This is a genomic window from Bacteroides cellulosilyticus (assembly GCF_020091405.1).
Classification (GTDB): domain Bacteria; phylum Bacteroidota; class Bacteroidia; order Bacteroidales; family Bacteroidaceae; genus Bacteroides.
Genome location: NZ_CP081903.1, coordinates 5462955 through 5487310, shown reverse-complemented (window position 1 = coordinate 5487310; position 24356 = coordinate 5462955). Strand labels below are relative to the sequence as shown.

The 24356-nt window shown below is 43.6% G+C and carries 22 protein-coding genes and 1 pseudogene; 17 read left to right on the top strand and 6 right to left on the bottom strand.

Features of this window, described 5'->3' with window-relative positions; all coding sequences use genetic code 11:
* The first annotated feature begins 58 nt into the window (after nt 1–58).
* The gene (locus K6V21_RS20930; RefSeq protein ID WP_217716561.1) at nt 59–568 is read left to right on the top strand and encodes an HU family DNA-binding protein; all 510 of its coding nucleotides are present in this window, start codon (nt 59–61) and stop codon (nt 566–568) included.
* A 34-nt stretch (nt 569–602) separates the two neighbouring features.
* Nucleotides 603–701 (top strand): smalltalk protein, encoded by a 99-nt coding sequence (locus K6V21_RS20925; RefSeq protein ID WP_167332543.1) that lies wholly within the window; start codon nt 603–605, stop codon nt 699–701.
* Nucleotides 702–770: 69 nt separating this feature from the next.
* On the opposite strand, the gene K6V21_RS20920 is transcribed toward K6V21_RS20925, so the two are convergent.
* Nucleotides 771–1310, bottom strand: coding sequence for a glutathione peroxidase (locus K6V21_RS20920; RefSeq protein ID WP_007218048.1), 540 nt, complete (start codon nt 1308–1310; stop codon nt 771–773).
* 120 nt (nt 1311–1430) lie between these two features.
* Here K6V21_RS20920 and araJ point away from each other — a divergent pair, with 120 nt between their 5' ends.
* The 3 genes from araJ to K6V21_RS20905 are packed head-to-tail and all read left to right on the top strand — an operon-like array spanning nt 1431 to nt 3492.
* A complete protein-coding gene (araJ, locus tag K6V21_RS20915; protein WP_217716564.1) occupies nt 1431–2573 on the top strand; it encodes an MFS transporter AraJ in 1143 nt (380 codons plus the stop codon).
* A gap of 58 nt (nt 2574–2631) precedes the next feature.
* Nucleotides 2632–3069: a hypothetical protein gene (locus K6V21_RS20910; protein ID WP_195538253.1), complete on the top strand. Its 438-nt coding sequence runs from the start codon at nt 2632–2634 to the stop codon at nt 3067–3069.
* 12 nt (nt 3070–3081) lie between these two features.
* Nucleotides 3082–3492 (top strand): hypothetical protein, encoded by a 411-nt coding sequence (locus tag K6V21_RS20905; RefSeq protein WP_224319748.1) that lies wholly within the window; start codon nt 3082–3084, stop codon nt 3490–3492.
* A gap of 68 nt (nt 3493–3560) precedes the next feature.
* Here K6V21_RS20905 and K6V21_RS20900 read toward each other — a convergent pair whose 3' ends face one another.
* Together K6V21_RS20900 and rlmD are read right to left on the bottom strand one after the other, a co-directional pair.
* Entirely contained in the window at nt 3561–4472 is a 912-nt protein-coding gene (locus K6V21_RS20900; RefSeq protein WP_224319747.1) for an RluA family pseudouridine synthase, read from the bottom strand.
* A 40-nt stretch (nt 4473–4512) separates the two neighbouring features.
* The gene (rlmD, locus tag K6V21_RS20895) at nt 4513–5943 is read right to left on the bottom strand and encodes a 23S rRNA (uracil(1939)-C(5))-methyltransferase RlmD (RefSeq protein WP_217716570.1); all 1431 of its coding nucleotides are present in this window, start codon (nt 5941–5943) and stop codon (nt 4513–4515) included.
* A 200-nt stretch (nt 5944–6143) separates the two neighbouring features.
* Between rlmD and ppdK the strand changes: the two genes are divergently transcribed.
* Together ppdK and K6V21_RS20885 are read left to right on the top strand one after the other, a co-directional pair.
* Nucleotides 6144–8870: a pyruvate, phosphate dikinase gene (ppdK, locus tag K6V21_RS20890; RefSeq protein ID WP_029328406.1), complete on the top strand. Its 2727-nt coding sequence runs from the start codon at nt 6144–6146 to the stop codon at nt 8868–8870.
* Between the two features lie 172 nt (nt 8871–9042).
* A complete protein-coding gene (locus K6V21_RS20885) occupies nt 9043–9927 on the top strand; it encodes a sensor histidine kinase (RefSeq protein ID WP_217716573.1) in 885 nt (294 codons plus the stop codon).
* Nucleotides 9928–9947: 20 nt separating this feature from the next.
* On the opposite strand, the gene K6V21_RS20880 is transcribed toward K6V21_RS20885, so the two are convergent.
* Nucleotides 9948–10556 carry a thiamine phosphate synthase gene (locus K6V21_RS20880; protein ID WP_217716575.1) on the bottom strand — a complete coding sequence of 203 codons (609 nt, stop codon included), beginning with the start codon at nt 10554–10556 and terminating at the stop codon, nt 9948–9950.
* Nucleotides 10557–10716: 160 nt separating this feature from the next.
* Nucleotides 10717–11337: a superoxide dismutase gene (locus tag K6V21_RS20875; RefSeq protein ID WP_074435178.1), complete on the bottom strand. Its 621-nt coding sequence runs from the start codon at nt 11335–11337 to the stop codon at nt 10717–10719.
* A gap of 205 nt (nt 11338–11542) precedes the next feature.
* Between K6V21_RS20875 and K6V21_RS20870 the strand changes: the two genes are divergently transcribed.
* Genes K6V21_RS20870 through K6V21_RS20850 form a run of 5 tightly spaced genes read left to right on the top strand, consistent with a single transcriptional unit; the run spans nt 11543 to nt 18631 of the window.
* Nucleotides 11543–13315 (top strand): tetratricopeptide repeat protein, encoded by a 1773-nt coding sequence (locus tag K6V21_RS20870; RefSeq protein ID WP_224319746.1) that lies wholly within the window; start codon nt 11543–11545, stop codon nt 13313–13315.
* 46 nt (nt 13316–13361) lie between these two features.
* A complete protein-coding gene (locus tag K6V21_RS20865) occupies nt 13362–15656 on the top strand; it encodes a hypothetical protein (protein WP_224319745.1) in 2295 nt (764 codons plus the stop codon).
* Nucleotides 15657–15683: 27 nt separating this feature from the next.
* On the top strand, nt 15684–16613 hold the full coding sequence (locus K6V21_RS20860) for a hypothetical protein (protein WP_224319744.1): 930 nt from the start codon (nt 15684–15686) through the stop codon (nt 16611–16613).
* 2 nt (nt 16614–16615) lie between these two features.
* Nucleotides 16616–17620, top strand: a complete 1005-nt coding sequence (locus K6V21_RS20855) for a hypothetical protein (RefSeq protein WP_224319743.1) — start codon at nt 16616–16618, stop codon at nt 17618–17620.
* A 39-nt stretch (nt 17621–17659) separates the two neighbouring features.
* Nucleotides 17660–18631, top strand: a complete 972-nt coding sequence (locus K6V21_RS20850; RefSeq protein ID WP_117987605.1) for a hypothetical protein — start codon at nt 17660–17662, stop codon at nt 18629–18631.
* A 25-nt stretch (nt 18632–18656) separates the two neighbouring features.
* Here the strand turns inward: K6V21_RS20850 and K6V21_RS20845 are convergent, their stop codons facing one another.
* Nucleotides 18657–18926, bottom strand: coding sequence for an AAA family ATPase (locus K6V21_RS20845; protein ID WP_224319742.1), 270 nt, complete (start codon nt 18924–18926; stop codon nt 18657–18659).
* 164 nt (nt 18927–19090) lie between these two features.
* Between K6V21_RS20845 and K6V21_RS20840 the strand changes: the two genes are divergently transcribed.
* The 5 genes and pseudogenes from K6V21_RS20840 (at nt 19091) to K6V21_RS20820 (ending at nt 23874) form a co-directional block, all read left to right on the top strand.
* Nucleotides 19091–20074, top strand: a complete 984-nt coding sequence (locus tag K6V21_RS20840; RefSeq protein WP_224319741.1) for a tyrosine-type recombinase/integrase — start codon at nt 19091–19093, stop codon at nt 20072–20074.
* A gap of 485 nt (nt 20075–20559) precedes the next feature.
* Nucleotides 20560–20751, top strand: a pseudogene (locus tag K6V21_RS20835) (DUF3575 domain-containing protein); the annotation flags it as partial.
* Between the two features lie 327 nt (nt 20752–21078).
* Nucleotides 21079–22839: an AAA family ATPase gene (locus K6V21_RS20830; protein ID WP_224319740.1), complete on the top strand. Its 1761-nt coding sequence runs from the start codon at nt 21079–21081 to the stop codon at nt 22837–22839.
* Between the two features lie 241 nt (nt 22840–23080).
* Entirely contained in the window at nt 23081–23473 is a 393-nt protein-coding gene (locus K6V21_RS20825; RefSeq protein ID WP_224319739.1) for a TM1812 family CRISPR-associated protein, read from the top strand.
* Nucleotides 23474–23592: 119 nt separating this feature from the next.
* A complete protein-coding gene (locus K6V21_RS20820) occupies nt 23593–23874 on the top strand; it encodes a DUF4248 domain-containing protein (protein WP_224319738.1) in 282 nt (93 codons plus the stop codon).
* Nucleotides 23875–24356: the final 482 nt, after the last annotated feature.

Here is a 24356-nt window from a genome sequence, read left to right as displayed (position 1 = left end):
TCGTTGATCAGCGAAGTGAATTAAAACGGAATTTAAATCTCTAAATGAAAAAAGTAGAATGAGTGTAATTTTTAGAACGGTGGAGAGACCGTCTGACCCTCGGGTTGAGAATTCTCCCAAAAAGTATTTCCCGCAATTAGTAACTTTAGGACAAAGTGTGAATCTGGCATTTATTGCCCAAAAGATGCAGGATCGTTCATCGCTGTCTATCGGTGATATCAGAAGTGTAGTACAGAACTTTGTAGAGAAGTTGAAAGAACAGTTGTTGGAAGGTAAGACGGTGAATATTGCCGGATTGGGCGTATTTATGCTGGCTGCCAAGTCGAAAGGATCGGATAAGGCGGAGGATATTACAGCTAAGAGCGTGGATAGTGTCCGTATCTGCTTCCAAGCCAATAAGGAGTTGAAGATAACCAAGGCTGCTACCCGCGCCGGTGAAAAGTTGGATCTGGTCAGTCTGGACGATTATCTGAAAGGGTTATCGAATGTTCCTACGGGAGGTGGTTCGGATAGTGGTTCGGGAGACAACCCGGGCGGCGGAGGACTGGATGAAAATCCTCTCGGTTAACGAAAACTAATAATTAAAGCTAAAGAAGATTTCTATGAAGAAAACGAGTTGGAATGTGATATTAAAAGTGATTATTGCCGTAGCCACTGCCATTGCAGGTGTAATCGGAGTACAGGCAATGACGCAAGGATAAGAACTGTTTAAAATAAGCCGGAAGTGCATTTGATTTGCACTCCCGGCTATTTTTTAGTAGACTGGAAAGCTACTTTTCAATCCATTTCACTATTTCCTCCGATAACGGATTGGTACTTGAACCATAAGAAGCTACCCATTTTCCGTTTTCATCAATCAGGAATTTATGGAAATTCCAACCGACTTTTGCGTCTTGCACACCATTCTCGCTCTTCTGGGTTAACCATTTATACAAAGGAGCAATGTCTTTTCCCTTTACAGAGATTTTAGCCATCATAGGAAAGGTTACTCCATAATTCAATGTACAAAATTCTTTGATTTCCTCATTACTGCCCGGCTCCTGACTCAGGAAATTATTAGCAGGAAAGCCGATTATTACAAAATTATCCTTTCCATACTTCTCATATAACTCTTCGAGCTTAGCGTATTGCGGAGTAAATCCACATTTGGAAGCGACATTAACTACCAGCACTTTTTTACCTTTAAAGGTGGAAAGTGATATATCTTCTCCGTCAATGGTCTTGACTGTAAAGTCGTAGAAACTCTTTTGCTGTGCCTGAGCAGCTATTGCCATCATTGCCATAAAAATACTTATAATAATTGTTTTCATCTTTATATTCTGTTTATCTATAAAAACAAAACGGAGACTCAAATAGTTTATCATTGAAATAAAAAAAACACTACCTTTGCGCCCCGGTAAAAGATTAGTTTTTTGTAGGTAAAAATAGGAATGAAGAAGAGTCTTATCGCATTAGCATTCGGCACCTTGGGATTAGGGATTGCCGAATTTGTCATGATGGGTATCTTGCCCGATGTGGCTAAAGATTTAGGTATCAGTATCCCTGTTGCGGGGCATTTTATTTCCGCATACGCTTTGGGAGTTTGTGTAGGTGCACCTGTATTGATCTTAGCCCGTAAGCATCCATTAAAACATATTTTACTGGTATTGGTTACCTTGATGATGATAGGAAATACCTGTGCGGCACTGGCACCTAACTACTGGGTATTATTGCTGGCACGCTTTATCTCCGGACTTCCTCATGGTGCATATTTCGGAGTAGCCTCTATTGTGGCGGAAAAGTTGGCTGATAAAGGAAAAGGTTCCGAGGCTGTATCAATAATGATAGCTGGGATGACCATAGCCAATCTGTTCGGAGTTCCACTGGGTACTTCTTTGAGTAATTCCATTTCCTGGCGTGTCACTTTCTTATTGGTAGGTTGTTGGGGTGTGATTATACTTTATTATATCTGGCGTTGGGTGCCTCATGTGGAAGGATTGAAAGATACAGGATTCAAGGGGCAATTCCAATTTCTGAAAACACCGGCTCCCTGGCTGATCTTGGGTGCAACGGCTTTAGGAAACGGAGGTGTTTTCTGCTGGTATAGTTATATCAATCCGTTGTTGACGGAGGTATCCGGATTTACTGCGGAAAGCATTACCGCGCTGATGGTATTGGCGGGCTTTGGTATGGTGGTAGGTAATCTGGTTAGCGGACGGCTTTCCGACCGTTATACTCCCGGGAAAGTGGGGACTACTGTGCAGGCTATGATCTGTATTGTATTGCTGTTGATATTCTTCTTGTCTCCTTACCCGTGGTTATCTGCATTGCTGATGTGTCTTTGTACGGCCGGTCTGTTTGCGGTTTCCAGTCCGGAACAGGTGCTGATAATCCGTGTGGCAAAAGGGGGAGAGATGTTGGGAGCAGCCTGTGTACAGGTAGCATTCAATCTCGGAAATGCTATTGGAGCCTATGTGGGAGGATTAGCCATTAGTGGTGGATACCGTTATCCGGCACTGGCTGGAGTGCCTTTCGCTATGGTAGGTTTTATCCTGTTTCTGACCTTCTACAAGAAATATCAGGCGAAATATTAAAACATTTCAATATCTTTTCGTATTTTTGTCCGCAAGTATTAACTAAACGAAACGAATTATGAAAACTTTGAATGTTGGAAAAATACTTTTTTTACTGATGATTGTCATGGGGGTGTCATCATGTGGTGATGAGTATTACACTGACGATTATTTGAGAAACAGTGATGAAAAACTATGCGCAAAAAAATGGGTGGAAGAATACACAACAGAGAACAAAGACGGTGTTGAAGTGTTATGTAGTCATCAATTAAAATTTGCTAAGGCTGATTATTCTGGTCAAGAGATTTGGGAATATTATCGTAGTGGAGAAAGTCGCCCTTATGAAACAACTTCACGTACTTTTACGTGGAAATGGATAGATAAGACAATGGAGGGTTTGATTTTGAACTATGGTGCCGGTGAAATAAAGTACTTTGATAATGTATGGGTACGTGAGAACTATTTATCCGGCAAATTGAATGGAATGATTGTGATGATGGTAGGTACTAATTTTTAATAATAATGCCTTATGAAACGCTTAATTTATAAGCTATTTTTTCTTTCAGTCCTTTTCATTGGGCTTACAGCTTGTGATGATCAGGAAGAGACTGAATACAATTTACCAGGTGAGTGGTATACTTCTGAAGAGATTGATTTTGGAGCGTACACTTGGGGGAGAGGAACAGTCATGACATTTAATGAGCGATATCAAGGTACTATTGGCTCAAAAGGTGACCCGAACTATCTTATTTTTAGATGGTACTGGGTTGAAGGAGTGTATAATTTGATGGAATTGGAATTTTTGGATGACGGTAGTATGGCTTATATTTGGGGAGCTCAGGCTGATGCCAATACTTTTAGCGGCACTTGGTATAATAGTTGGAGGGAATACAAGGACGATATGAATGGGCAAAGCTTTTATATGCGTCGTGTTCGATAAATTATATTTTATTACATAAAAAACGCAGATTGATGAGAGTAAAACTTTTCAATCTGCGTTTTTTTATATTATTTCTTCAGAAATAACTTCTTGAATTCATTCGGATAAGGCGTTTCAAACTTCATCAACTCTCCTGTAACCGGATGGTAGAAACAAAGCTTGAAAGCATGAAGGGCCAAGCGTCCAATGGGGTTTACGTCTTCTATTCCGTAGCGGCCATCACCAATAATAGGATGCCCTAAGTCCTGCATGTGCACACGAATTTGGTTCTTACGACCGGTCTCAAGATCCAACTCTACAAGAGAATAACCGTTGGCACGCTTAATTGTGCGATAGTGTGTGATTGCTTTCTGCCCTCCGTCATCTGTTGGACTGGAATAAACATAAAGCGTACGATCAGTAAGCCAGGATATGACACAACCTGCATTCTTTTCCATTTCTCCTGTGACTACGGCTACATAGCGACGGTCGGTTACAATCTCATGCCAGTTGTCGCGCAATGTGCGCTGCGTTTTTTCATCCTTTGCAAACATCATCAGTCCGGAAGTGTCACGATCGAGGCGATGAACGATGTACACGCTGCTACCACGTCCATTAGAGCGTTGAACATATTCATTTAGAATATGATATGCTGTACGTTCCTTCTGGCGTTCACTGCTGACTGACAGCAGGCCTTGCATCTTTTCCACCACTATGATATATGCATCCTCATATACAATCTTCAGCAGGTTGTTATGGAATTCTTTCTTGCCTTTATCACGACTGATTTGTACTTTCATACCCGGTTTTAACGGGAAATTATATTGAGTGGTTATCACACTGTCTACGAATACCACTCGCTTGTTGAGCAATGATTTTAGTTTGGTACGGCTGGCATCCGGCATCTTGGTTGCCAGAAACTCCATAAGTTCCATCGGTTCGTTTACTGTGTAGTCCGTATATTGGGTGCGGGCTCTCGCCACTATTTTTCCTCTTGCCACGTTGATAGTGATTAATGGTTAGTGATTAATGATAAAATTCTCAGTCTTCATTTCTTAATTCCAGAAGCACTACGTTTTCTACGTGGTGGGTGTGGGGGAACATATCTACCGGTTGTATGGCTTTTACTTTATATTTTACGTCGAGCAGTTGCAGGTCGCGTGCCTGTGTGGCAGGATTGCAACTTACATATACGATACGTTTCGGTTCGGCAAACAGGATAACATCTACCACATCCTGATGCATTCCTGCACGCGGAGGATCGGTAATGATAACATCCGGGCGACCATATTGGTTGATAAAATCCTGAGTCAGCATGTCTTTCATATCACCGGCAAAGAATAATGTATTCTTAATCCCGTTGATTTCTGCATTTACCTTTGCATCTTCGATAGCTTCGGGTACATATTCGATACCAATAACCTGGCGGGCTTGTTTGGAAACAAAGTTGGCAATGGTTCCTGTACCTGTATAAAGGTCGTAAACCAACTCCTTACCGGTCAGTCCGGCGAAGTTGCGTGCTATCTTATAAAGATTGTATGCTTGTTCGGAGTTTGTCTGATAGAATGATTTAGGACCTATTTTGAAGCGTAATCCTTCCATCTCTTCGAAGATGTGATCTTTCCCCTTGAAAGTGTACACATCCAGGTCGGTAATGGTATCATTACGCTTATTATTAATAATGTATAGGAGAGAGGTAATTTCAGGGAATGTATCTGATACATATTGCAGGAGTTGCTTGAATAATCTCAATTCTTCTCCCTCTTCTTCTATTTTAGCTATGAGGATAACCATTAATTCTCCGGTGGTAGATGTGCGGATGATCATGTTGCGCAACATGCCTTCCTGTGTGCGGAGGTTGATGAAGGAATAATTGTGTTCGTAAGCATAATCACGTACGGCATTGCGGATACGGTTGGATATGTCATCTTGCAACCAGCACTTCTCTATAGCCAGTACTTTATCGAAAGCGTTGGGGATATGGAAACCTACGGCATTCATCTGTTCGTATACCACATTCTGTTTTATTTCTTCTTCCGTCAACCAACGTTTGTTAGAAAAAGTGTACTCCAGTTTATTTCTGTAGAATTGTGTTTTCTCTGAACCGAGGATTGGAGAAATTTCCGGAAGTTCGATTTTTCCGATGCGGGTAAGGTTGTCCGTTACTTGTTTTTGCTTGTACTTGATTTGCTCGGAATAGGGAAGAACTTGCCATTTGCAACCGCCACATACGCCATAATGTTGGCAAAATGGGACAGCTCTTTCACGAGAATATTCGTGGAACTTCACTGCTACAGCTTCAGCATAATGATGCTTTTTTCTCTTAATTTGCAGGTCTACTACATCTCCGGGAACGACATAAGGTACGAAAATAACCAAATCATTAACCTTTGCGATGGCTTTTCCTTCGGCAGCCACATCCGTTATTGTCACTTTCTCCAGTAGAGGAAGCTCTTTTCTATTTCTTGCCACTTTTACACCAGTCTAATAAATTATTCTGCAAAAATAGACATTTTTTCGGGAATTCTCTCTATGAAGTGAAATATTAAAGATTGCAATGTCGAAATTGCATTTTGATAGAAAGTTTTTTCTCAAAAAGTTTTCTAGTATGCGAAATATACTTAGATTTGCGAACAGAAAAAAATCACAATTGAGAAACTTAAATTTATATTATGGACAAAAAAAGAGTTTATACCTTTGGTAATGGTCAGGCAGAAGGAAAGGCTGACATGAAGAATCTTTTGGGGGGTAAAGGCGCTAACCTTGCCGAGATGAACCTTATTGGGGTTCCGGTTCCTCCCGGTTTTACAATCACGACTGAGGTTTGTACCGAATATAATGAGATGGGGCAGGAAAAAGTGGTTGCCCTGTTGAAAGGCGAAGTAGAAAGCGCCATAGCAAGAGTGGAAGAATTGATGTCTTCTAAGTTCGGTGATATAGAAAATCCCTTACTGGTTTCAGTACGTTCCGGTGCTCGCGCTTCCATGCCGGGTATGATGGACACAATCCTTAATCTGGGTCTGAACGATGAAGTGGTAGAAGGATTGACACGTAAAACTGGCAATGCCCGTTTTGCATGGGACTCTTACCGTCGTTTCGTACAGATGTATGGTGACGTGGTTTTGGGTATGAAGCCAACTAATAAGGAGGATATCGATCCGTTCGAAGCTATCATTGAAGAAGTGAAGCATGCGAAAGGTGTGAAGCTGGATAACGAATTGGAAGTGGAAGACCTCAAAGAATTGGTGAAGAAGTTTAAAGCTGCCGTGAAGGAGCAAACCGGAAAAGATTTCCCGGCTTGTGCTTATGAGCAGTTGTGGGGTGCTGTTTGCGCAGTATTTAACTCCTGGATGAACGAACGTGCTATTCTGTATCGTAAGATGGAAAGTATACCCGATGAGTGGGGTACAGCTGTCAACGTACAGGCAATGGTATTCGGTAATATGGGCGAAACTTCAGCTACAGGTGTTTGCTTCAGCCGCGATGCCGGTACGGGTGAAGACTTGTTTAATGGTGAATACCTGATCAACGCACAGGGTGAAGACGTTGTGGCAGGTATCCGTACTCCGCAACAGATTACAAAGGTCGGTTCGCAACGCTGGGCAGAACTTGCAGGCGTTAGCGAAGAAGAGCGTGCAGCAAAATATCCGTCCATGGAAGAGGCTATGCCGGAAATCTACAAGGAGCTGGATATGCTGCAAACTAAATTGGAAAACCACTATAAGGATATGCAGGATATGGAGTTTACTGTGCAGGAAGGTAAGCTTTGGTTCCTCCAGACGCGTAACGGTAAACGTACCGGTGCAGCTATGGTGAAGATTGCAATGGATCTGCTGCATCAGGGTATGATTGATGAAAAAACAGCTTTGATGCGCTGTGAACCCAATAAATTGGATGAATTGCTTCATCCTGTATTTGATAAGACTGCTTTGAAACAAGCTAAAGTTCTGACTCGCGGTCTTCCTGCATCTCCGGGTGCTGCTACTGGACAAATTGTGTTCTTTGCAGATGATGCTGCAGAATGGCATGCTGCCGGTAAGCGTATTATAATGGTACGTATCGAAACTTCTCCCGAAGACTTGGCCGGTATGGCAGTTGCAGAAGGTATTCTTACTGCCCGTGGTGGTATGACGTCTCATGCAGCAGTAGTGGCCCGTGGTATGGGTAAGTGTTGTGTGTCGGGTGCCGGTGCTTTGAATATTGATTATAAGGCTCGTACGGTAGAAATAGATGGCGTTCTGCTGAAAGAAGGCGATTATATTTCATTGAATGGTAGTACAGGTGTGGTTTATAAAGGTCAGGTAGAAACGAAGGCGGCTGAACTTTCAGGAGATTTCGCAGAACTGATGGATCTAGCTGATAAGTATACGAAACTCCAGGTTCGTACCAATGCGGATACTCCTCATGATGCTGCTGTGGCTCGCAACTTTGGTGCTATTGGTATCGGTCTTTGCCGTACGGAACACATGTTCTTTGAAGGTGAAAAGATTAAGGCTATGCGTGAGATGATTCTTGCGGAAGATGCAGAAGGACGTCGCAAAGCGTTGGCTAAGATATTGCCCTACCAGCAAGCTGACTTTAAGGGCATCTTCCAGGCTATGGAAGGTTGTCCGGTAACTGTTCGTCTGCTTGATCCTCCTTTGCATGAGTTCGTGCCTCACGATTTGAAAGGTCAGCAGGAAATGGCGGATGCTATGGGGGTTAGCCTGCATTATATCCAGCAACGTGTAGAATCGCTTTGCGAACATAACCCGATGTTGGGACACCGTGGATGCCGTTTGGGTAATACATATCCTGAGATTACTCAGATGCAGACGCGTGCTATCCTTGGTGCTGCTTTGGAACTGAAGAAGGAAGGCGTGGAAACACATCCGGAGATCATGGTTCCGCTGACTGGTATCTTGTATGAGTTCAAAGAGCAGGAAAAGGTGATTCGTGAAGAAGCTGCTGCACTTTTCGCTGAAGTGGGTGACAGTATTGACTTTAAAGTGGGTACAATGATTGAAATTCCTCGTGCTGCCTTGACTGCCGACCGTATTGCTTCTTCTGCTGAATTCTTCTCGTTCGGTACGAATGACTTGACACAGATGACATTCGGTTATTCACGTGATGATATCGCTTCCTTCCTCCCGGTTTATCTGGAAAAGAAAATCTTGAAAGTAGACCCGTTCCAGGTTCTCGATCAGAACGGTGTGGGACAGCTGGTACGTATGGCTACTGAAAAAGGTCGTGCTATTCGTCCGGATTTGAAGTGCGGTATCTGTGGTGAACATGGTGGTGAGCCTTCTTCTGTGAAGTTCTGTCACAAAGTTGGTTTGAATTATGTGAGCTGTTCTCCGTTCAGAGTGCCCATAGCACGGTTGGCTGCGGCGCAGGCGGCGATTGAAGATTTGAAGTAAAATATTACTCTAAAATCTCATAATTATAGGCTGTAAACCTTTTTTAGATAGGTTTACAGCCTATTTTTTTTGGAAAAACATGTATCTAATAATCAAATATTTGTTTTTTCTTTGCTATCTTTGTCGGCACTTTAAAACAGTCTGATTACCTAATATTTTAATCACCAACTTTATGAATCTGGATTTTTCTGCATTATATGTTCTTTGGGCTACTGATTTTTTTCAGAAGAATGAAATACTGCTGCTTTGTTTTGGAGTTATTATTTTATTGCTTCTGGTTATAATGATTGTTGTGTCTATCAATAAAACCAGGCGTTTGAAAACATTGCAGCAATTAAATGAAGTGGCTGAGGAAAGCAATCAGTTGAAGAATGCTTTTATTGCCAATATGACGCATGAAATACGTACGCCGCTCAATGCTATCGTTGGGTTTACAAATGTGCTTGCCGAAACAGATAATTTAAGCAGGGAAGAACGGATGATTTTTCTAAAAGAAATCAATGATAATAAAAACTTCCTGGTTCAGATGATCAATGATTTATTGGACTTCTCGAAAATAGAGGCCAATACAATGGAATATAAAGATGGAGATGTGGATGTGAATACATTGATTCAGGAAATATGTGCTGCGGAAAATGCACATCCCCGGCCATCGGGTATTCAGATCGAGTTTGTAGAGAAACTGCCTCAATGTCGTTTAATGATTGACCGGGTACGTTTTGCGCAGGTGATTAATAATCTGGTAAAGAATGCATTGAAATTTACAGAACAAGGTAGTGTCAGAATTGGATACCGCCGTCTGAGTAATGATAGTTTTTACTTTTACGTAGCTGATACAGGTTGCGGTATTGATGAAGAAAGCCGCCGTGCTATTTTTGAGCGCTTTGTGAAGATGAACTATAATATTCGTGGTACAGGTTTAGGTCTTTCCATCACAAAATCCATTGTAGAGCACTATGGTGGTGGCATTGGTGTAGAGTCGAAAAAAGGAGAAGGATCTACTTTCTACTTTACTTTACCTGCCAGTGCAGAGTATAAGGAATATGGGAAATTTTAATATGGATGCTTTTTAACTTTTTAATCTGCCATTTCTTTTAGTTTCTTAAAGTGGCGGATAACGCCCAGATAATCCCGGTCTGTACAGACATTAAATTTATTCCATAAATCACCGAGTACTACCGCACCTCCGAATCCAAAATCTTTTATTTCCAGAATATTGTCGGGAGTAATTCCGCCTAAAGCCATGACTTTAGTATCAATGATTCTTTCTTTTCCTGCCGCACGCAATTCTTCGGGTGTGTAGCCGGAAAGAATTCCTTCCTTGGATATGCAGTCATAAACGGGACTCATGAATATATAGTCGTAAAAATGCTTTTTACTTTTTACTTCTTCTACAGAATGGCAGGTATAACTGACATGCCCTGAATAGTCATGCGGTTCATGCGGATTGCGCGTATTTAAGTGAATGCCCATGAGGTCGAATTCTTCTTTTAGATAAAAGTGCTCATGAGTGACGATACGCCTGTGATATTTTTCTGGTATCAACGTTAAAAGTCGCTCGGAATACATTGCAGGTGTTTCCGGTTTTCGCAGATGTAGAATATCCAACCCCTCTTCAAAGAGTGCCGTGATAATCTTGTCTTCTTCCACAAAAAATGTGGGTGCTGTGACTACAATGAGCTTCATTTCTTTTGATAAACGTTTATGTTAGCAAAGTTAATGATAAAAGCTTTCAGTAGCCAACGTTTTTCTTTAAAATATGTTAGATAGGATATGCAAAACGCACCTTGGGGACTGATAATTCCCGCAGGTGCGTTTTTTTGAAAAAGAGTTTATGATGTTGTTGTTATTTCATCCGGCTGCCTACTACATTCCAATCAATGATACCCCAAAGAGCATTTACATGATCGGCACGGCGATTTTGGTAATCGAGATAGTAGGAGTGTTCCCAAACATCAAAGCCTAACAAGGGGGTAAATCCTGAACGTACAGGGTTACTGCCATTGGCTTCTTTGGTAATATGTAATTTACCATTTTTATCTACTGATAACCAAGCCCAACCTGATCCGAACAATCCTACAGCTGCAGCTGTGAATTCTTTCTTGAAGTTATCAAAGCTTCCAAAGTCGCGTTTGATGGCTTCTGCTAATTTTCCAGTAGGTTCGCTTTGAGCGGGTTTCGGTGAAAATTGCAGGAAGTAGAGGGTATGATTTAATACTTGTCCGGCATTATTGAAAATTGCTCCATCCGGTGCAGTGGCTACTATAGTCACTAGATCTTTGTTTTCATACTCTGTACCCGGTACCAGGTTGTTGAGGTTATTTACGTATGTCTGTAAGTGTTTACCATAGTGAAAATCTATGGTTTGCTGACTGATTACAGGTTCCAATGCATTATTTGCATACGGAAGTTTCGGCATTTCGTGAGTCATAATTATAAGCATTAAAGATGTTAATAACGTATTCATAATTTGTCTTGAATTATGGTTTTGTTAATATAACGTTTGGTATCTTGTAAATGTTCTCTCAGATTCTATTAATTTTTCCAAAGTAAAATATAGTTTGTCACGGAAAACCGTGATAAATAGGCATATACGAGTGAAAAAGTCGTGAAAAGAGTTGTTTTGGTGAAAATAATATGTATTTTTAGAGACTTTTTATGAATTTGGTATTATGGATAGAACATATTTGTTGGATGAGATAACTAAAATCCGTCGGGTTATTATTGAAAAGAGTGGAAAGTTTACTTTAAAAGAGTGCGAAAGCATTGCTGCTGCTTTGGAAATGGATAATGTTTCATTGGTGGCTATGCTGGAGGCAATCAGGAAAGATCTGCTCCCTCAGAAGTTTGTTTTAAACTTGAAAGATGCAGAACGCTTTCAGCTTTTGCGGTCTGCCCTTCAGAAGAATGCGGAACATGTTATTCTAAAGAAAATAGCTCCGGAACTGGCTGTACTTGCTGAAAACTTCAAGAAGCCTCAGGCAGATAGTGAGGCGTGTCAACAGGCCATTAACAAGTTGCGTACTCAAATAAAACCTTATGCAGAAAAGGTTCCTAAATTGGTGAAGTACCTGAATGAATATGCTGACTTATGTGAGGCGAATTTCCTGAATGTACTTAGATTGAAAGTGCTTCGAATCAATTTACGGTTCTTACCTTTACTGAAGGAAGCGAATGGTTTGTTTGATGCTTGTAACAATACTTCCGATAAAGAACTGTATTGGAAGATGGCTGAACAGTTGTATTTGAATTTTCCATCACTGTTTAAGGAGGAAGTTTATTACTTTAGTATTATTCGGGGTGTCTTAGATGCATTTTATAGAAAGTCAGGGCAAGAGCCTATTGTACTGGATATTCCAGCGGAAATATCATTGATTGAGGAAGGTCAACCAGAGGCAGAGGAAGTGGAGGCTATTGAGGAAAAACCGGAAGAAGTTCTTGAAGGGATAGAGGAGGTAGTGCTTGAAGAAAGTGTTCCGGTTGTGGAATCAGTGGATATTCAGGAAGAAGAGATAGAAGAGAAAAATACTGAGATTGCGGATGAATTGGTTGAACCGGCAATAGAACAAACGGAACCGGAGATCGAACAAGTAGAACCGGAAATAGAATCGGTAGAGAGTGAACCTGCTGAAGTTGTTTCCGAACCTACTGAAGTAAAATCAGAACCTATTGAGGATAAACCAGAACTTGCAGAAGCAGACGTAAAACAGGTTGAACCGGAAGTAGTACAGGCTGAACCGGAAATAAAGCAAAGTGATCCCGTTGTTGTTGAATCAACTCAACCGGAGGTAAAATCGCCAGAGCCTGAAGTGAAGCAGCCGGATCCGGAAAGAAAAGAAGAGGCCCCTGCTATTCAAAAGAAATCCGGAAAATCTCTTTATATAATAGGTGGCTGTGTGCTTCTGATCTTGGTTTTGATCTGCTTGTATTTTGTGTTTGCATCCAAACCTAAGCCAGTTGTTGTACCTCCGGTTGTTGTTGCTGACACTATTACTGTGGTGCAGGATACCACGACTGTGGCGCCTGTTGTCACTCCTGAGGAAACTCCGGTTAAAGCTGTAGAGCAGCAAAAGCAACCTAAAGTAGAAGAGCAACCTAAAGCAGAAGAACAACCTCAACCTAAAGCTCAGCCGGAGGCAAAGACTCCCGTGAATGAACCTCAACAACAGGCAGAACCTGAGAAAGCAGAGAAAAAAGCTCAGACCAACTCTTTGGAAGCAGCTCGGGAAGCTACACAGAATGGCGATTACAAGAAAGCATTCGATATTTATAAATCTTTGGCCAATGCCGGAAATGCAGAAGCGCAGTATTGCCTCGGCCTCATGTATGAAACAGGAAAAGGAGTTGGTATAGACATCTTTGAGGCCGTTATGTGGTATCGGAAATCCAAGGCGAAGGGCTTTGCGCTGGCTGAACGCAAACTGCTGGAATTAGGATACAATTAGAAACGCAGATCTTATTTTATTTATTTACTATAAAAACATATCAGGTATGAAAGGAAAGGTTTTTTCTTCTTCGCAAGATTTGTATCAGGATCAAGCGAAAATCCTTTTTGATTTTTATAAAGATGCGGCAGAAAAAATAGTGTCGCAAGAAGAAGAATTAGAAAAGGAGATGGGAGAATTAAAGAATTCGTTGACTATGAATGCTACGGGTAAGAAAAAAGCCCAAACGCAGATGTACGTAGGATTGGGAATTCTTGTTGTCGGTCTTGCATTGATAGCGGTAATTGGGTGGCTAAGTATTGCTATTGCAGTAGCCGGTCTTTATTGGGGGATGAAAAACTATAAGCTGTTTAAATCCAGCGGTAAATCCATCGATGATGTCGGAGTGGAGTTGAAAGAACTGGAGAATAAGCATCAACAGATTTTCAGAGACTATAAGATTGAAAAGATGGGGGTGGTTTATGTCCCTGTTGCCAGTCAGGTTCCTTTCGAGAATAAGAGCTTTGTGATAGATCATACCGGAAATAGTTCTGTACAGAACTTTGAACTGCAATTAGTTAATAACCAAGGAGCGCTTTCCGAGAAATTGAGAGAACTGGATGAACTCTCCACTACGGCTCCTTTGGTAGAAGAAAGCAAGGGAGTGGAAGAGGTTTCCACAGAAGATTATTCAACATCTATACCTAAAGTGAAGTTCTATGACTACTTTGGACGTATGGATCGTAATCTGCGCGACAGTGCTTATTTCTTGTCGGACTTGCATACTGTTTCTGTAGGCATGCCTGTCATTCCTCCAGATTCGCCGGTTATTTCTTATTTGAATGAATATGGTACGGCCAACCCGTCGGGAGCGCCTGTGCTGAATGTATTTGATACGGCAGCGTATGATAAGGAAATAGAGCAATTTAATTCGTTGAATGCCATGCGTCATTCGCTGTCTGACCAAAGCGAGCAATTTGAAGATGTATTACGGCGTTTGATTTCAAATGTGGGCTATGCGGTGCAGACAATTGCGGCAGCGAAGGTTAAATCTACTAATTCGCTGGTGGAAAGTTCTAATCAATTGCTGTTCACCATTCTGAAAACCTCTTATAATCACTATTCGCCGAAGCTGGAAAAGGATGAACTGGAGAAAATCCGCCAAACAAACTTTAACTTCCGCGATACGGTTGAGAACTATACACCTTTCCAACTGAAAGAAAGTTCGCGTGTGCGTTATGACATGAAAGACCATTCATGGGTTGCAGAAGACGGCAGCCGCACGACAATGCCTTATGGTATCAGTCAGATACAAGAGGAAATTGTGGCGCCTATCGTGCAAAACCTGTTGGCAGAGACACGTTTGAACCGTTTGGATATCTACAATGACATTGATAATCAGAAGCGTGATTATCTGAACCAGTGGCATCGTGAAACCCAGGACTTCTACGGACGTAACCGGACTTCGGGTGACGACCTCATCAACATCATGCGTAGTAATCTGACCAAGCTTCTTGCTGCGCAATCCACCTTTGAACGCCTCGACCGGATGAAATCCCGCATGCTGCAACAGATGATGGATGGAGATGCCCAGGAGTTGGAAGAAAATGCCGGAGATCAGTTGGAAAACACCTCGCGAAGGTTTGCCGAGCAGTCCGATGACTTCAAGCAAATTCAGGAAGAGTTTAAAGAGTACATGAAGTTTTTGCAGGGTGATATTAATAAGAAGGCTAAAGAATATGGATATATTGAGTATTTCGATGCCAGCCTTCGTGACGGAATGGCAAAGAAAATAGTGGACGCCAATGATAATGTAGCCCTGTTGGATGACCGGCGCCGTCCTTTGGCAAGTATCAATCCATTCTATGCATTTGCTTCCAATATGCCGCCGGCTCCTGCCGTTGAAGAATGTGTGGAAGAGTATATGTCTTTGGATATAGCGCGGGTAGCTACCGATTCCTTGCAGGAAATTGCAGAAAACAGCCAGGAGGCAACGTTGGATTATCATGCTGAACTGGTGGATGATAGCGATGCGATGGAATATTCGGTGTATGCTCCCCAACATATGGAAGAAGCTGAAAAAACAATCAGAATGAGCCCTGATGTAGAAGCGGCAAAGCCTGAAATGTCAGAGACTTCAGAGGAAGCGGAAGTTCCGAAAGAATCTGAGACTCCTGTTGTTTCCGAAGTTCCTGCTGCTTCCGAAGCTCCTGTTACTCCCACCCCCTCTGTTACCCCTGAAGTCCCTGCAACTCCTGAGGTTTCGGATGAAATGGATGATTTGAGTGGTCTGGACGACTTGGATGACTTGAGCGATCTGGATGATTTGGACGATTTAAGTGATCTTGAAAAAGATAAATAGCATTCATAAATTTGAAAATTAAAGATTATGGCAAAATATGATGTTACAGTCGATACCCGCGACATGGCCAATAAGATAGATACCGTATCTAATAAGGTCAGCGGGGTCACTACAGCAGTTGTTGCTATGGAGGCAGCAGTCATAGCCGCTGAGAGGGATGCTACGAACAAACTATGCAAAAGGCTGAATAAAGGCTTCTTCTCACTGGTCGCCTCGCAGATAGAACAGAAAAATGCTACGGCATTGAGCGCTGTGAATGCGTATTTCTCTGAACTGGAGGAGCAGGGGGGCGCATTGCTTGATTTGAAAAAGAGAATGGATGATGACTTTGTGATTTTGACAGGGCGTTATTCCAAACTGTTCAGAGGACTGGACACAGCTCTTCACAATCGTATTCATGAGCTGGATAAACCCGTCATTCGTTTTTGTGAGCAGGACATAACGGACACCCTGAACCGCGTCTACTATCAGATAGCTTCTGTACCGGTCAACCAAACCGAATCTTTGTCCACTTCTCAGGCTATTGCCGCCGCACACGTCAAGCACAATGCGCAAGCTTTGATTGCACAAATGACCAACTTCCTCACCACCTGCAAACAGCAGAGTGCCAAGATGCAAAAAATCAAGTTGAATTCGTTTGTTGGCAAATCCGTCCTTCGATATTTACCAGGCATCTTGTTGGTGAAACGGGGAGATGCGGGAGAAGTTATGGAAACTAAACTACCTTCGGGATTGGAGCAGCTTATCGGTCAACGCTCCTGCATGAAGATACGTGAAGGCATGGAGCGTAAGATTGAAAGCAGCGGATGGGAAAACATCTCGATGGAGTCTCAGCGGATGGTGGCCGGGAAGCTTGAGCGCCTGATTGCAACTTCCGACCTTAGTGAAAGGGTGAAAGAGAACATGAAGAAACTCATAGCCCGGAATGAAACCTGGCTTAACACGAAGGAGGGCTGATTATGGGAGGACGAAGACATATCCTGCATGACGTGATACGGAAAAGTGAAACTGTGACACTTACCGTAGGCGATAAGTCAGCTTCCAAGACCGTTGTTCTGGAAGAACCGATTGATATCTATCTGGAGATAGACGACCATCCTTATAATAGCAGCGTACAGGATTGCAGCAAGCACATCGAGAGTTTACGCAACTCTGTTGTGGCGTGCAATGCGGCCGAGGTTGCCCATAAGATCGCCAGTACGCAGCAGATTGGTAAACGTATATCCAAAGGCTTTTTGGGATATATAACCGCCAGCCTGGATATACAGAACATGGAGGAATGTTCCAATGTAGAAGCCGTATATAGCGAGTTGCAGTCTCAGTCCGAAGAGCTAACCAACCGTAAATCGGTGATGGAAGATGATTATGACATCCTGACCACCCGCTATTCCGGTGTCTTTGAGAATCTGGACCGTGAATTGCTGCAACGCATCCACATGCTGATGGAACCTTGCTTCCGTTTTGTAGAAAGCAGCAGTAGGGAACAGCTGCGCAACACGGACTCTTCTCTTTCGGCAATGGCATTGGTGGGACATAAAGAGCAGTTGGATGTACAGGCACATATTTCGGCTATTACAGTGAAGCAGCGGGCTGCCGGATTGATAGAGAGTGCCAAGCAATACTTGCTCGGACAAAAGCAACTGGCCAGTCATATAGAACATGTGCTGATTGGCGGATGCAGAAATGCCCGTTGGATGTTGCCGGTTGTTGTTGTTGAGAAGACCGGTGTCGGTGGCGGAAAAGAAACTGAGATCGTGATGAATGAGCAAACCGCACGTATGGGAGTCAATGACTGGAAAGTACGTCAGAATGTTCAGCAAGCATCCATGCCTGCCATGACGCAAGAGGATAAGCAGCGCATCGGAAAACATCTGGAGAGAGAGATTCAAAGATTAGGTTCTTCGGAACACGACAAGCGGGTAGCCGGGATGATGAGGAAACTTGCCGGAGATTTTTTATCGTGAGATGCCGTTACTTGTGTTCTATAAAATAGAAGTAAAGTTATGAAAGAATTGAAAGTGATAAGTCTGGAGAATGGAGTGATATTAAGTGAAAACCTGGTAAAAGGTTCTATTCTCCCCCGCACATCCGCTGAGTTGGAGAGGGATGTGCTGATACAAAATGATACTATCGTAGAAGGGGCTGTATATGCCCGCAAGCTGGAAATACAAAATGGGGATGTGGAAATACGCGGTGCGGTGTTCACCAAACTGGAGTTCCATATCAGTAATAATGCGAAAGGGAACATTATCCTGCGTAAGACGGTGGCTACCTCGGACTCGTTGGTGTCGTATGCCCGTGATTGCCGTCTGATGTTCATGGCTGACATTAACGGAAAGACAGTCAAGTTGTGCAATACTTTTGTTGCCGGAAGCATATTTGCGGATGAAGTCATACTGGAAGACTGTATTGTGCTGGGCGGTGTTTTCGCTACGGCCAAACTGAATATGAAAGACTGTATTGTAGGGACTTTCAATGCAAAGCAGGTATCGGTGAGCGGAGATATAAAGCTACTGTTGCCCAGTGCTTTCAGTGGCGAAGAGATGCAGGTCATGAGCGAGACCCGTCTGTTCAATCTGAGTCTGGCGGACTTGGGCGCCCTTTATGCGGGAACCCCCGAGATGGAGAATACAGGTATCATAGAGATGAACACTTACTCCGACGAACAGGAATCCCAGCTTTTTGAAGGAGATGAGAAAGTGTTGGTGCATTGTTATTCGGTAGTGGGAAAAGTGTTGGCTGCCGATTTGGTCAATGTGGATAAGCTGCGGAATCACTTCCTGATAGGGGCTACTGCATTGGGAAGCCAGTTGCTGAAAACCTATGACCTGGGAGTCGGTGCAAATGGGGAACTCTGTGAAATCATTCCGGAGAAAGTGGCTGATTTCTTCTTCAACTTGTTGCACGGAAAGATTCAGGTACGTGTTTTGGACGGTTCCTTCTCCATTCAGGAGATTGCTCAACGCTTGGCGTAGATTTATACATTGGGAGGCTGTGTTTTCAAAAAGACACAGCCTCTTCCTGCAACAGCCATTTCCATGCAGGTATCACGTTGATTTCCTTGAAACGGCAATATTCATTGAACGAAAGCGGATAAGTTTCATATTCCAGAGGATAGCCACGTAAAGCCGAACTCAACTCTGTGGAAAGCATGGTGGCATTACTTCCGCTTGCTTGATAGCAATAAGCGACTTGATGACATCCTTTCTCATACACTTTCCTTTTTTTACGGACAAAGATATTAATAGTTTCCTGAATTAAAGGAAACATTGGCTTTGTTTTTTCCTTTAATTTGGGAAACCTTGATTCCGTCTGCACATTTGATGCCATCTATCCTTTCTCATTTTCTTTACTTTGTATTCACAAACATTATGCCTTTGAATCCTGTTATCAGGAGTCATTTTGTAATGTGCAACTTTAAAGCGATAAGAGTTATGAATACAGAAAGAATTGAGAAAGATAATGGAAAGATGGATTTAGCGTTGTATATGGCGGAGGTCATTGAAGAGTTGAGGCAGGACAGGAAGTATCCGGCGGTGCATATCTATACCAGTACGCTGCATTCCTTTGCAAAGTTCTCCGGTGGTATGATGCCTATGAATGAAGTGTTTACTCCGGGGCGGCTGAAGGAGTATGAGGATTGGTTGCTGCAAAGGCGATTGAGGTGGAATACTGTTTCTACCTATATGCGCACCTTGCAGGCGGTGTATAACCGACTGTTCCCGCCCGGCATGCCGGGATGCAATCCTAAACTCTTTGATGACGTGTATACCAAGATGAAGTCGCAAACCAAACGTGCATTGACGGAAGAACAGACGAACCGGCTGATGTATGCAGACTCCGATACATTTCCCGAAGAGGTACGACGTGCACGGGGCTACTTCTTGCTGATGTTCCTGTTGCGCGGTATGCCGTTCATTGATTTGGCACACCTGCGCAAGGTAGACGTGCAAGGCAACAGGATTGTGTATCGCCGCCACAAGACGGGCAAGCAGATGACGGTGTGTATTCCCAAAGAAGCATTGCCTTTACTGAAAGAGTTTAAAAATAAAGACAGTACTTCGCTTTATCTTTTCCCCATATTGAATGCTGCGCAAAAAGAGGATTATACATCGTATGAATACTATCAGAAGGCCTTGCGTGATTTTAATAAGATGCTGGGCGTATTGGCACGATGGCTACTCCCCGGTGTAAAAATCAGTTCCTACACTGCCCGCCATACATGGGCCACGCTGGCTTATCATATGGACATGCCCATCGGCATCATTTGCCAGGCATTAGGACACTCTTCGGTTCGTGTGACGGAAACTTATCTGAAACCCTTCGAAAATGAAAGAGTGGATAAGGCTAATCGTAAATTGATTTCTACTGTTAGAAAAGGTAAATGGGGGAATGATATGATATGCAATATGCTATGATACATGATGTTGTAAAGGAGTTACTTATCAAGTAACGGAGGATTTCGCTTACAAAGTTGAACATTATTTTTGATTGCCCCAAATTAAAAGTCATTTTTTCACGTCAACAACTTAAATTTTATCCATTAATCTGTTTACAAACACTAAAAACATCTCATATTGCTCTTGATGCAAACTGAAAAGCACACATCTCTTCATCCATCTTTGATTCTTCAAAAACGGACTCTTCGTCTATTTGCTTTACTTGTCGCAAAATAGGCTTCTTTTAAAGTAAAATTAGAATAATTGGTAAGAAAACGCTTTTTCTTTTTATGCCGGAAGACTGTTCTTCCCGTTACTTGATAAGTAATGGAACAATAAAAGAAGTTACTATGCGAATATCCCATACACAAACTCCCGAATATGTCGCCCATTCTATGACGCGATTTATTCCGAACTCCACTTGCTTATGAAAAAAGAAGTATTCCCTGTCTGTTCGTGCTTACCGTCGCCCCTTGTTTGCCTTGAAAACAAATCTGTTGTTCGACGCTGCCTTGATGCCCAACATCGAGATCGAACTCCCCATCGGCAAACGCTGGTCGCTGAACGGCGAATATATGTTCCCCTGGTGGCAGCTGAACGGTGATAAATACTGTCTTCAGGTGCTTTCCGGTGGACTGGAAGGGCGTTATTGGCTGGACTGTAAAGTCCGTTTCATCCTTGCTTTTTAGGTGAGATAAGAGCCTTCGTCCCGGCGGATTTATAATCCGCCATCCCCCGAGTATTAGGATTGCAAATCCGATTGAACGGAGAACAGAAGGCATTCGCGACAGAGTATCGGCTTTAACTCCTTTAACTCCTGAGCGAAGCGATAAATTCTTTAACTCCTGATTCTCGGTACATAAAAAAGCCGAAAAAATGAGATGATAGAAAGTCATCTCTACAAGAACTTTAATTATCTTTGTATCGTTATCTCCGACAGACAACAATAGCTTAGATAAAAAAACAAATCAGAAGGACAGATTATGGATCCATTGAAATACATAGTACCCGGCAGAAAACGTCTCCCTTACGGCATGATGAACTTCGCGGTCATCCGTCGTGAAGATTATTATTATGTGGATAAGACCCGCTTCATCCCCATGATAGAGGAGGCGGATCGATTCTTTTTCTTCATCCGCCCCCGTCGATTCGGTAAGAGCTTGACGCTGAACCTACTGCAACACTACTACGACGTGCGCACCCGCGACCGGTTCGAAGACCTCTTTGGCGACCTGTACATCGGCCAACACCCCACACCGAGCCGTAATACTTATCTGGTGCTCTACCTCAATTTCTCCGGCATCACCGGCGAACTGAACAACTATCGCAAAGGACTGGATGCGCACTGTGGGATTACTTTCGAGAACTTCTGCAAGAAATATGCCGACCTTCTGCCGCAAGGCACTCCGGAAGGATTGTGTGCCGTGAGCGGAGCAGTGGAACAGTTGGATTACCTCTATCAGGCCTGCGAACGTGCCGGACAGAAGATGTATCTTTTCATCGACGAATACGACCACTTCACCAACGCCATCCTCGCCGACCCCGAAAGCCTGCACCGCTACACCAACGAAACGCATGGTGAAGGCTACCTGCGCGCTTTCTTCAATAAAGTAAAAGCAGGGACTTATTCCAGCATCGAGCGTTGTTTCATCACAGGAGTAAGCCCCGTGACGATGGACGACCTCACCAGCGGCTTCAACATCGGTACCAACTACTCTCTCACACCGGAGTTTAACCAGCTGATGGGCTTCACGGAAGAGGAAGTGCGCGAGATGCTGACCTACTATTCTACTACCAGCCCCTTCCACCACACCGTAGACGAACTGATAGAGATAATGAAACCGTGGTACGACAACTATTGCTTCGCGCAGAAAAGCTACGGCGGAACTACGATGTACAACTCCAATATGGTGCTTTACTTCGTTAAGAACTACATCTTGTACGGTAATGCTCCGGATAACATGGTAGAAGAGAACATCCGCATCGACTACGAGAAACTGCGCATGCTCATCCGCAAGGACAAGGAATTTGCCCATGACGCTTCCGTCATCCAGACGCTGGTGAGCCAGGGCTTCATCACCGGTGAACTGAAGACCGGCTTTCCTGCCTCCGGCATCACCAATCCGGACAACTTCGTGAGCTTGCTCTACTATTTCGGTATGCTCACCATCAGCGGCACGCACGAAGGAAAAACGAAACTGACCATCCCCAATCTGGTGGTGCAGGAACAACTCTATACTTATCTGCTGAACACCTACAACGATGCCGACCTCAGTTTCAGCAGCTACGAGAAGAGTGAACTGGCAAGCCGTCTCGCCTATCGGGGTGACTGGCAAGCCTACTTCGACTACATCGCCGACTGCCTGAAAACCTACGCCTCGCAGCGCGACAAGCAGAAAGGCGAGTTCTTCGTTCACGGCTTCACCCTCGCCATGACCGCACAGAACCGCTTCTACCGCCCCGTCTCCGAACAGGACACGCAGGCGGGTTACGTCGACATCTTCCTCTGCCCCATGCTGGACATCTACTCCGACATGACGCACAGCTACATCGTGGAGCTGAAATATGCCAAATACAAAGATCCCGAAACCCGCGTGGAAGAATTGCGTCAGGAAGCCATCGCCCAAGCCAACCGCTACGCCGATACCGACACGGTGAAGCGCGCCATCGGCAGCACCCGCCTGCACAAGATTGTGGTGGTATATAAGGGGATGGAAATGCGAGTGTGCGAGGAAATTTCTTAATCCGTCCCCCCGAGTATAAGGATTTTCAATCCGCCTTCTCCCGTTGAACGGTTTGAACGGCATCCGATTGAACGTGTCCAAACCTATGAAATGTTAAACAAAACGGACGGTCTGTTTGCACTGAACAGACCGTCCGTTTTGTTGTGTCAGATGGTCTGTTTAGTGCAAACAGATCGTCCGTTGCAAAGCCTTTTTACGTACATTTATAGATGCTGAAAATAAAATTAATCTGATAAAAACAATGACTGAAGAAGAATTGAGACAACGCCTCGAACGTACAAGGCAACGTTATGAACGTCAGGAAATCCGCCTGGATGCCTTGCTGCAAAGCATGCAGAACAATCGTGATAAAATGGAGCAAATAGAATATGCCCTGGCAATGATGGAACGCGCCGGCACGCAACGCTTGCGTCCCCGCATTGTTCACTACGCGGAGATACGCAACTTCATAGCATACGCTTCCCGGCTCTACGACCGCCTACAGTCGCGTTTGCACCGGCATCTGAATTATGCTTACTTCTGTAGCGTCATCTGCTCGCGCTATTTGTTCGAAAGCCGCTTTCATGTCCGCGACCGTCATTTCCTTAATTTCACCACCATCTTGTCCTACTTCAAGCAAGAGAGAGGGAGATAATTTCCGAAGTTGAATATTTCGTTTTTCCTTACTTTCGGATTCTTCCTACCTTTGCCCCTGTTTTCTAAACAGGCCGGGTGCACAAAGCTCCCCGTGCCGGCAAATTTTAAATAAAAGACATGAAAGAAGAAAATTTTGATTGGTTGCTTTCGGGCTGCCATGCCTTGTCCCGGGTGGCACAGGCGTATTATCCGTGTGAGCTTAACACTTCGTCCATCCGTTCGTTCCGGAAGCATGTGCGCGAACTTCCCGCCTTGTATGCCGACTTGCTGAGTGTGGAATATACCGACAAGTTGGTTAATCTGACTCCACTCCAGAACGCGGTGATTGTACGCCATCTGGGCTTTCCGGATCAGGTGAGAAGAGAACACGGAAGGCGGAAGAAGGAAGGGGAGGGGTAACCTCCCTTTTTTGTGCAGTAATGCCTCCGACAAAGAGGCTGTGTAAAAAGTGTATAAGTGTGTTGCATCATGATGATTTTTTAGACACGGATTACACGGATTTCACGGATTTTCTTAAAATTGCAACAGTGAAATCCGTGTAATCCGTGTCTAAAAGAGAACTTCAAGAGGGTTTTTACATATCCTTCAAAGCCCCGGAATGCAGAAGGATATATTTATATATCCTTCTTTTAAATTCTTATATTTACTTATTAGGGTACGGTTGGTGGTACGGTTGGTGGTTCACGCGGAAAAGTAAGATGTTTGCTGTCAGTAGGTTATCCGGTACACGGAGTGATTCAAAAAAAGTTCGCTTCCGAAGAGCGTTTCCGGGGAGCGCTTCAGGATGCCATTTGTATGAAATTGTAGCCGAAAAGAGCGGATTGTAGCCGGATCAAGCATCGGGCAGACCGGATGCGGCTTTCTTGCATTACCTTTGCAGT

Bases quoted from the DNA above. Each gene is read 5' to 3' on its own strand.
- K6V21_RS20930 (WP_217716561.1), top strand. From the start codon at position 59: ATGAGTGTAATTTTTAGAACGGTGGAGAGACCGTCTGACCCTCGGGTT.
- K6V21_RS20925 (WP_167332543.1), top strand. From the start codon at position 603: ATGAAGAAAACGAGTTGGAATGTGATATTAAAAGTGATTATTGCCGTA.
- K6V21_RS20920 (WP_007218048.1), bottom strand. From the start codon at position 1,310: ATGAAAACAATTATTATAAGTATTTTTATGGCAATGATGGCAATAGCT.
- araJ (WP_217716564.1), top strand. From the start codon at position 1,431: ATGAAGAAGAGTCTTATCGCATTAGCATTCGGCACCTTGGGATTAGGG.
- K6V21_RS20910 (WP_195538253.1), top strand. From the start codon at position 2,632: ATGAAAACTTTGAATGTTGGAAAAATACTTTTTTTACTGATGATTGTC.
- K6V21_RS20905 (WP_224319748.1), top strand. From the start codon at position 3,082: ATGAAACGCTTAATTTATAAGCTATTTTTTCTTTCAGTCCTTTTCATT.
- ppdK (WP_029328406.1), top strand. From the start codon at position 6,144: ATGGACAAAAAAAGAGTTTATACCTTTGGTAATGGTCAGGCAGAAGGA.
- K6V21_RS20885 (WP_217716573.1), top strand. From the start codon at position 9,043: ATGAATCTGGATTTTTCTGCATTATATGTTCTTTGGGCTACTGATTTT.
- K6V21_RS20880 (WP_217716575.1), bottom strand. From the start codon at position 10,556: ATGAAGCTCATTGTAGTCACAGCACCCACATTTTTTGTGGAAGAAGAC.
- K6V21_RS20875 (WP_074435178.1), bottom strand. From the start codon at position 11,337: ATGAATACGTTATTAACATCTTTAATGCTTATAATTATGACTCACGAA.
- K6V21_RS20870 (WP_224319746.1), top strand. From the start codon at position 11,543: ATGGATAGAACATATTTGTTGGATGAGATAACTAAAATCCGTCGGGTT.
- K6V21_RS20865 (WP_224319745.1), top strand. From the start codon at position 13,362: ATGAAAGGAAAGGTTTTTTCTTCTTCGCAAGATTTGTATCAGGATCAA.
- K6V21_RS20860 (WP_224319744.1), top strand. From the start codon at position 15,684: ATGGCAAAATATGATGTTACAGTCGATACCCGCGACATGGCCAATAAG.
- K6V21_RS20855 (WP_224319743.1), top strand. From the start codon at position 16,616: ATGGGAGGACGAAGACATATCCTGCATGACGTGATACGGAAAAGTGAA.
- K6V21_RS20850 (WP_117987605.1), top strand. From the start codon at position 17,660: ATGAAAGAATTGAAAGTGATAAGTCTGGAGAATGGAGTGATATTAAGT.
- K6V21_RS20845 (WP_224319742.1), bottom strand. From the start codon at position 18,926: ATGTTTCCTTTAATTCAGGAAACTATTAATATCTTTGTCCGTAAAAAA.
- K6V21_RS20840 (WP_224319741.1), top strand. From the start codon at position 19,091: ATGAATACAGAAAGAATTGAGAAAGATAATGGAAAGATGGATTTAGCG.
- K6V21_RS20830 (WP_224319740.1), top strand. From the start codon at position 21,079: ATGGATCCATTGAAATACATAGTACCCGGCAGAAAACGTCTCCCTTAC.
- K6V21_RS20825 (WP_224319739.1), top strand. From the start codon at position 23,081: ATGACTGAAGAAGAATTGAGACAACGCCTCGAACGTACAAGGCAACGT.
- K6V21_RS20820 (WP_224319738.1), top strand. From the start codon at position 23,593: ATGAAAGAAGAAAATTTTGATTGGTTGCTTTCGGGCTGCCATGCCTTG.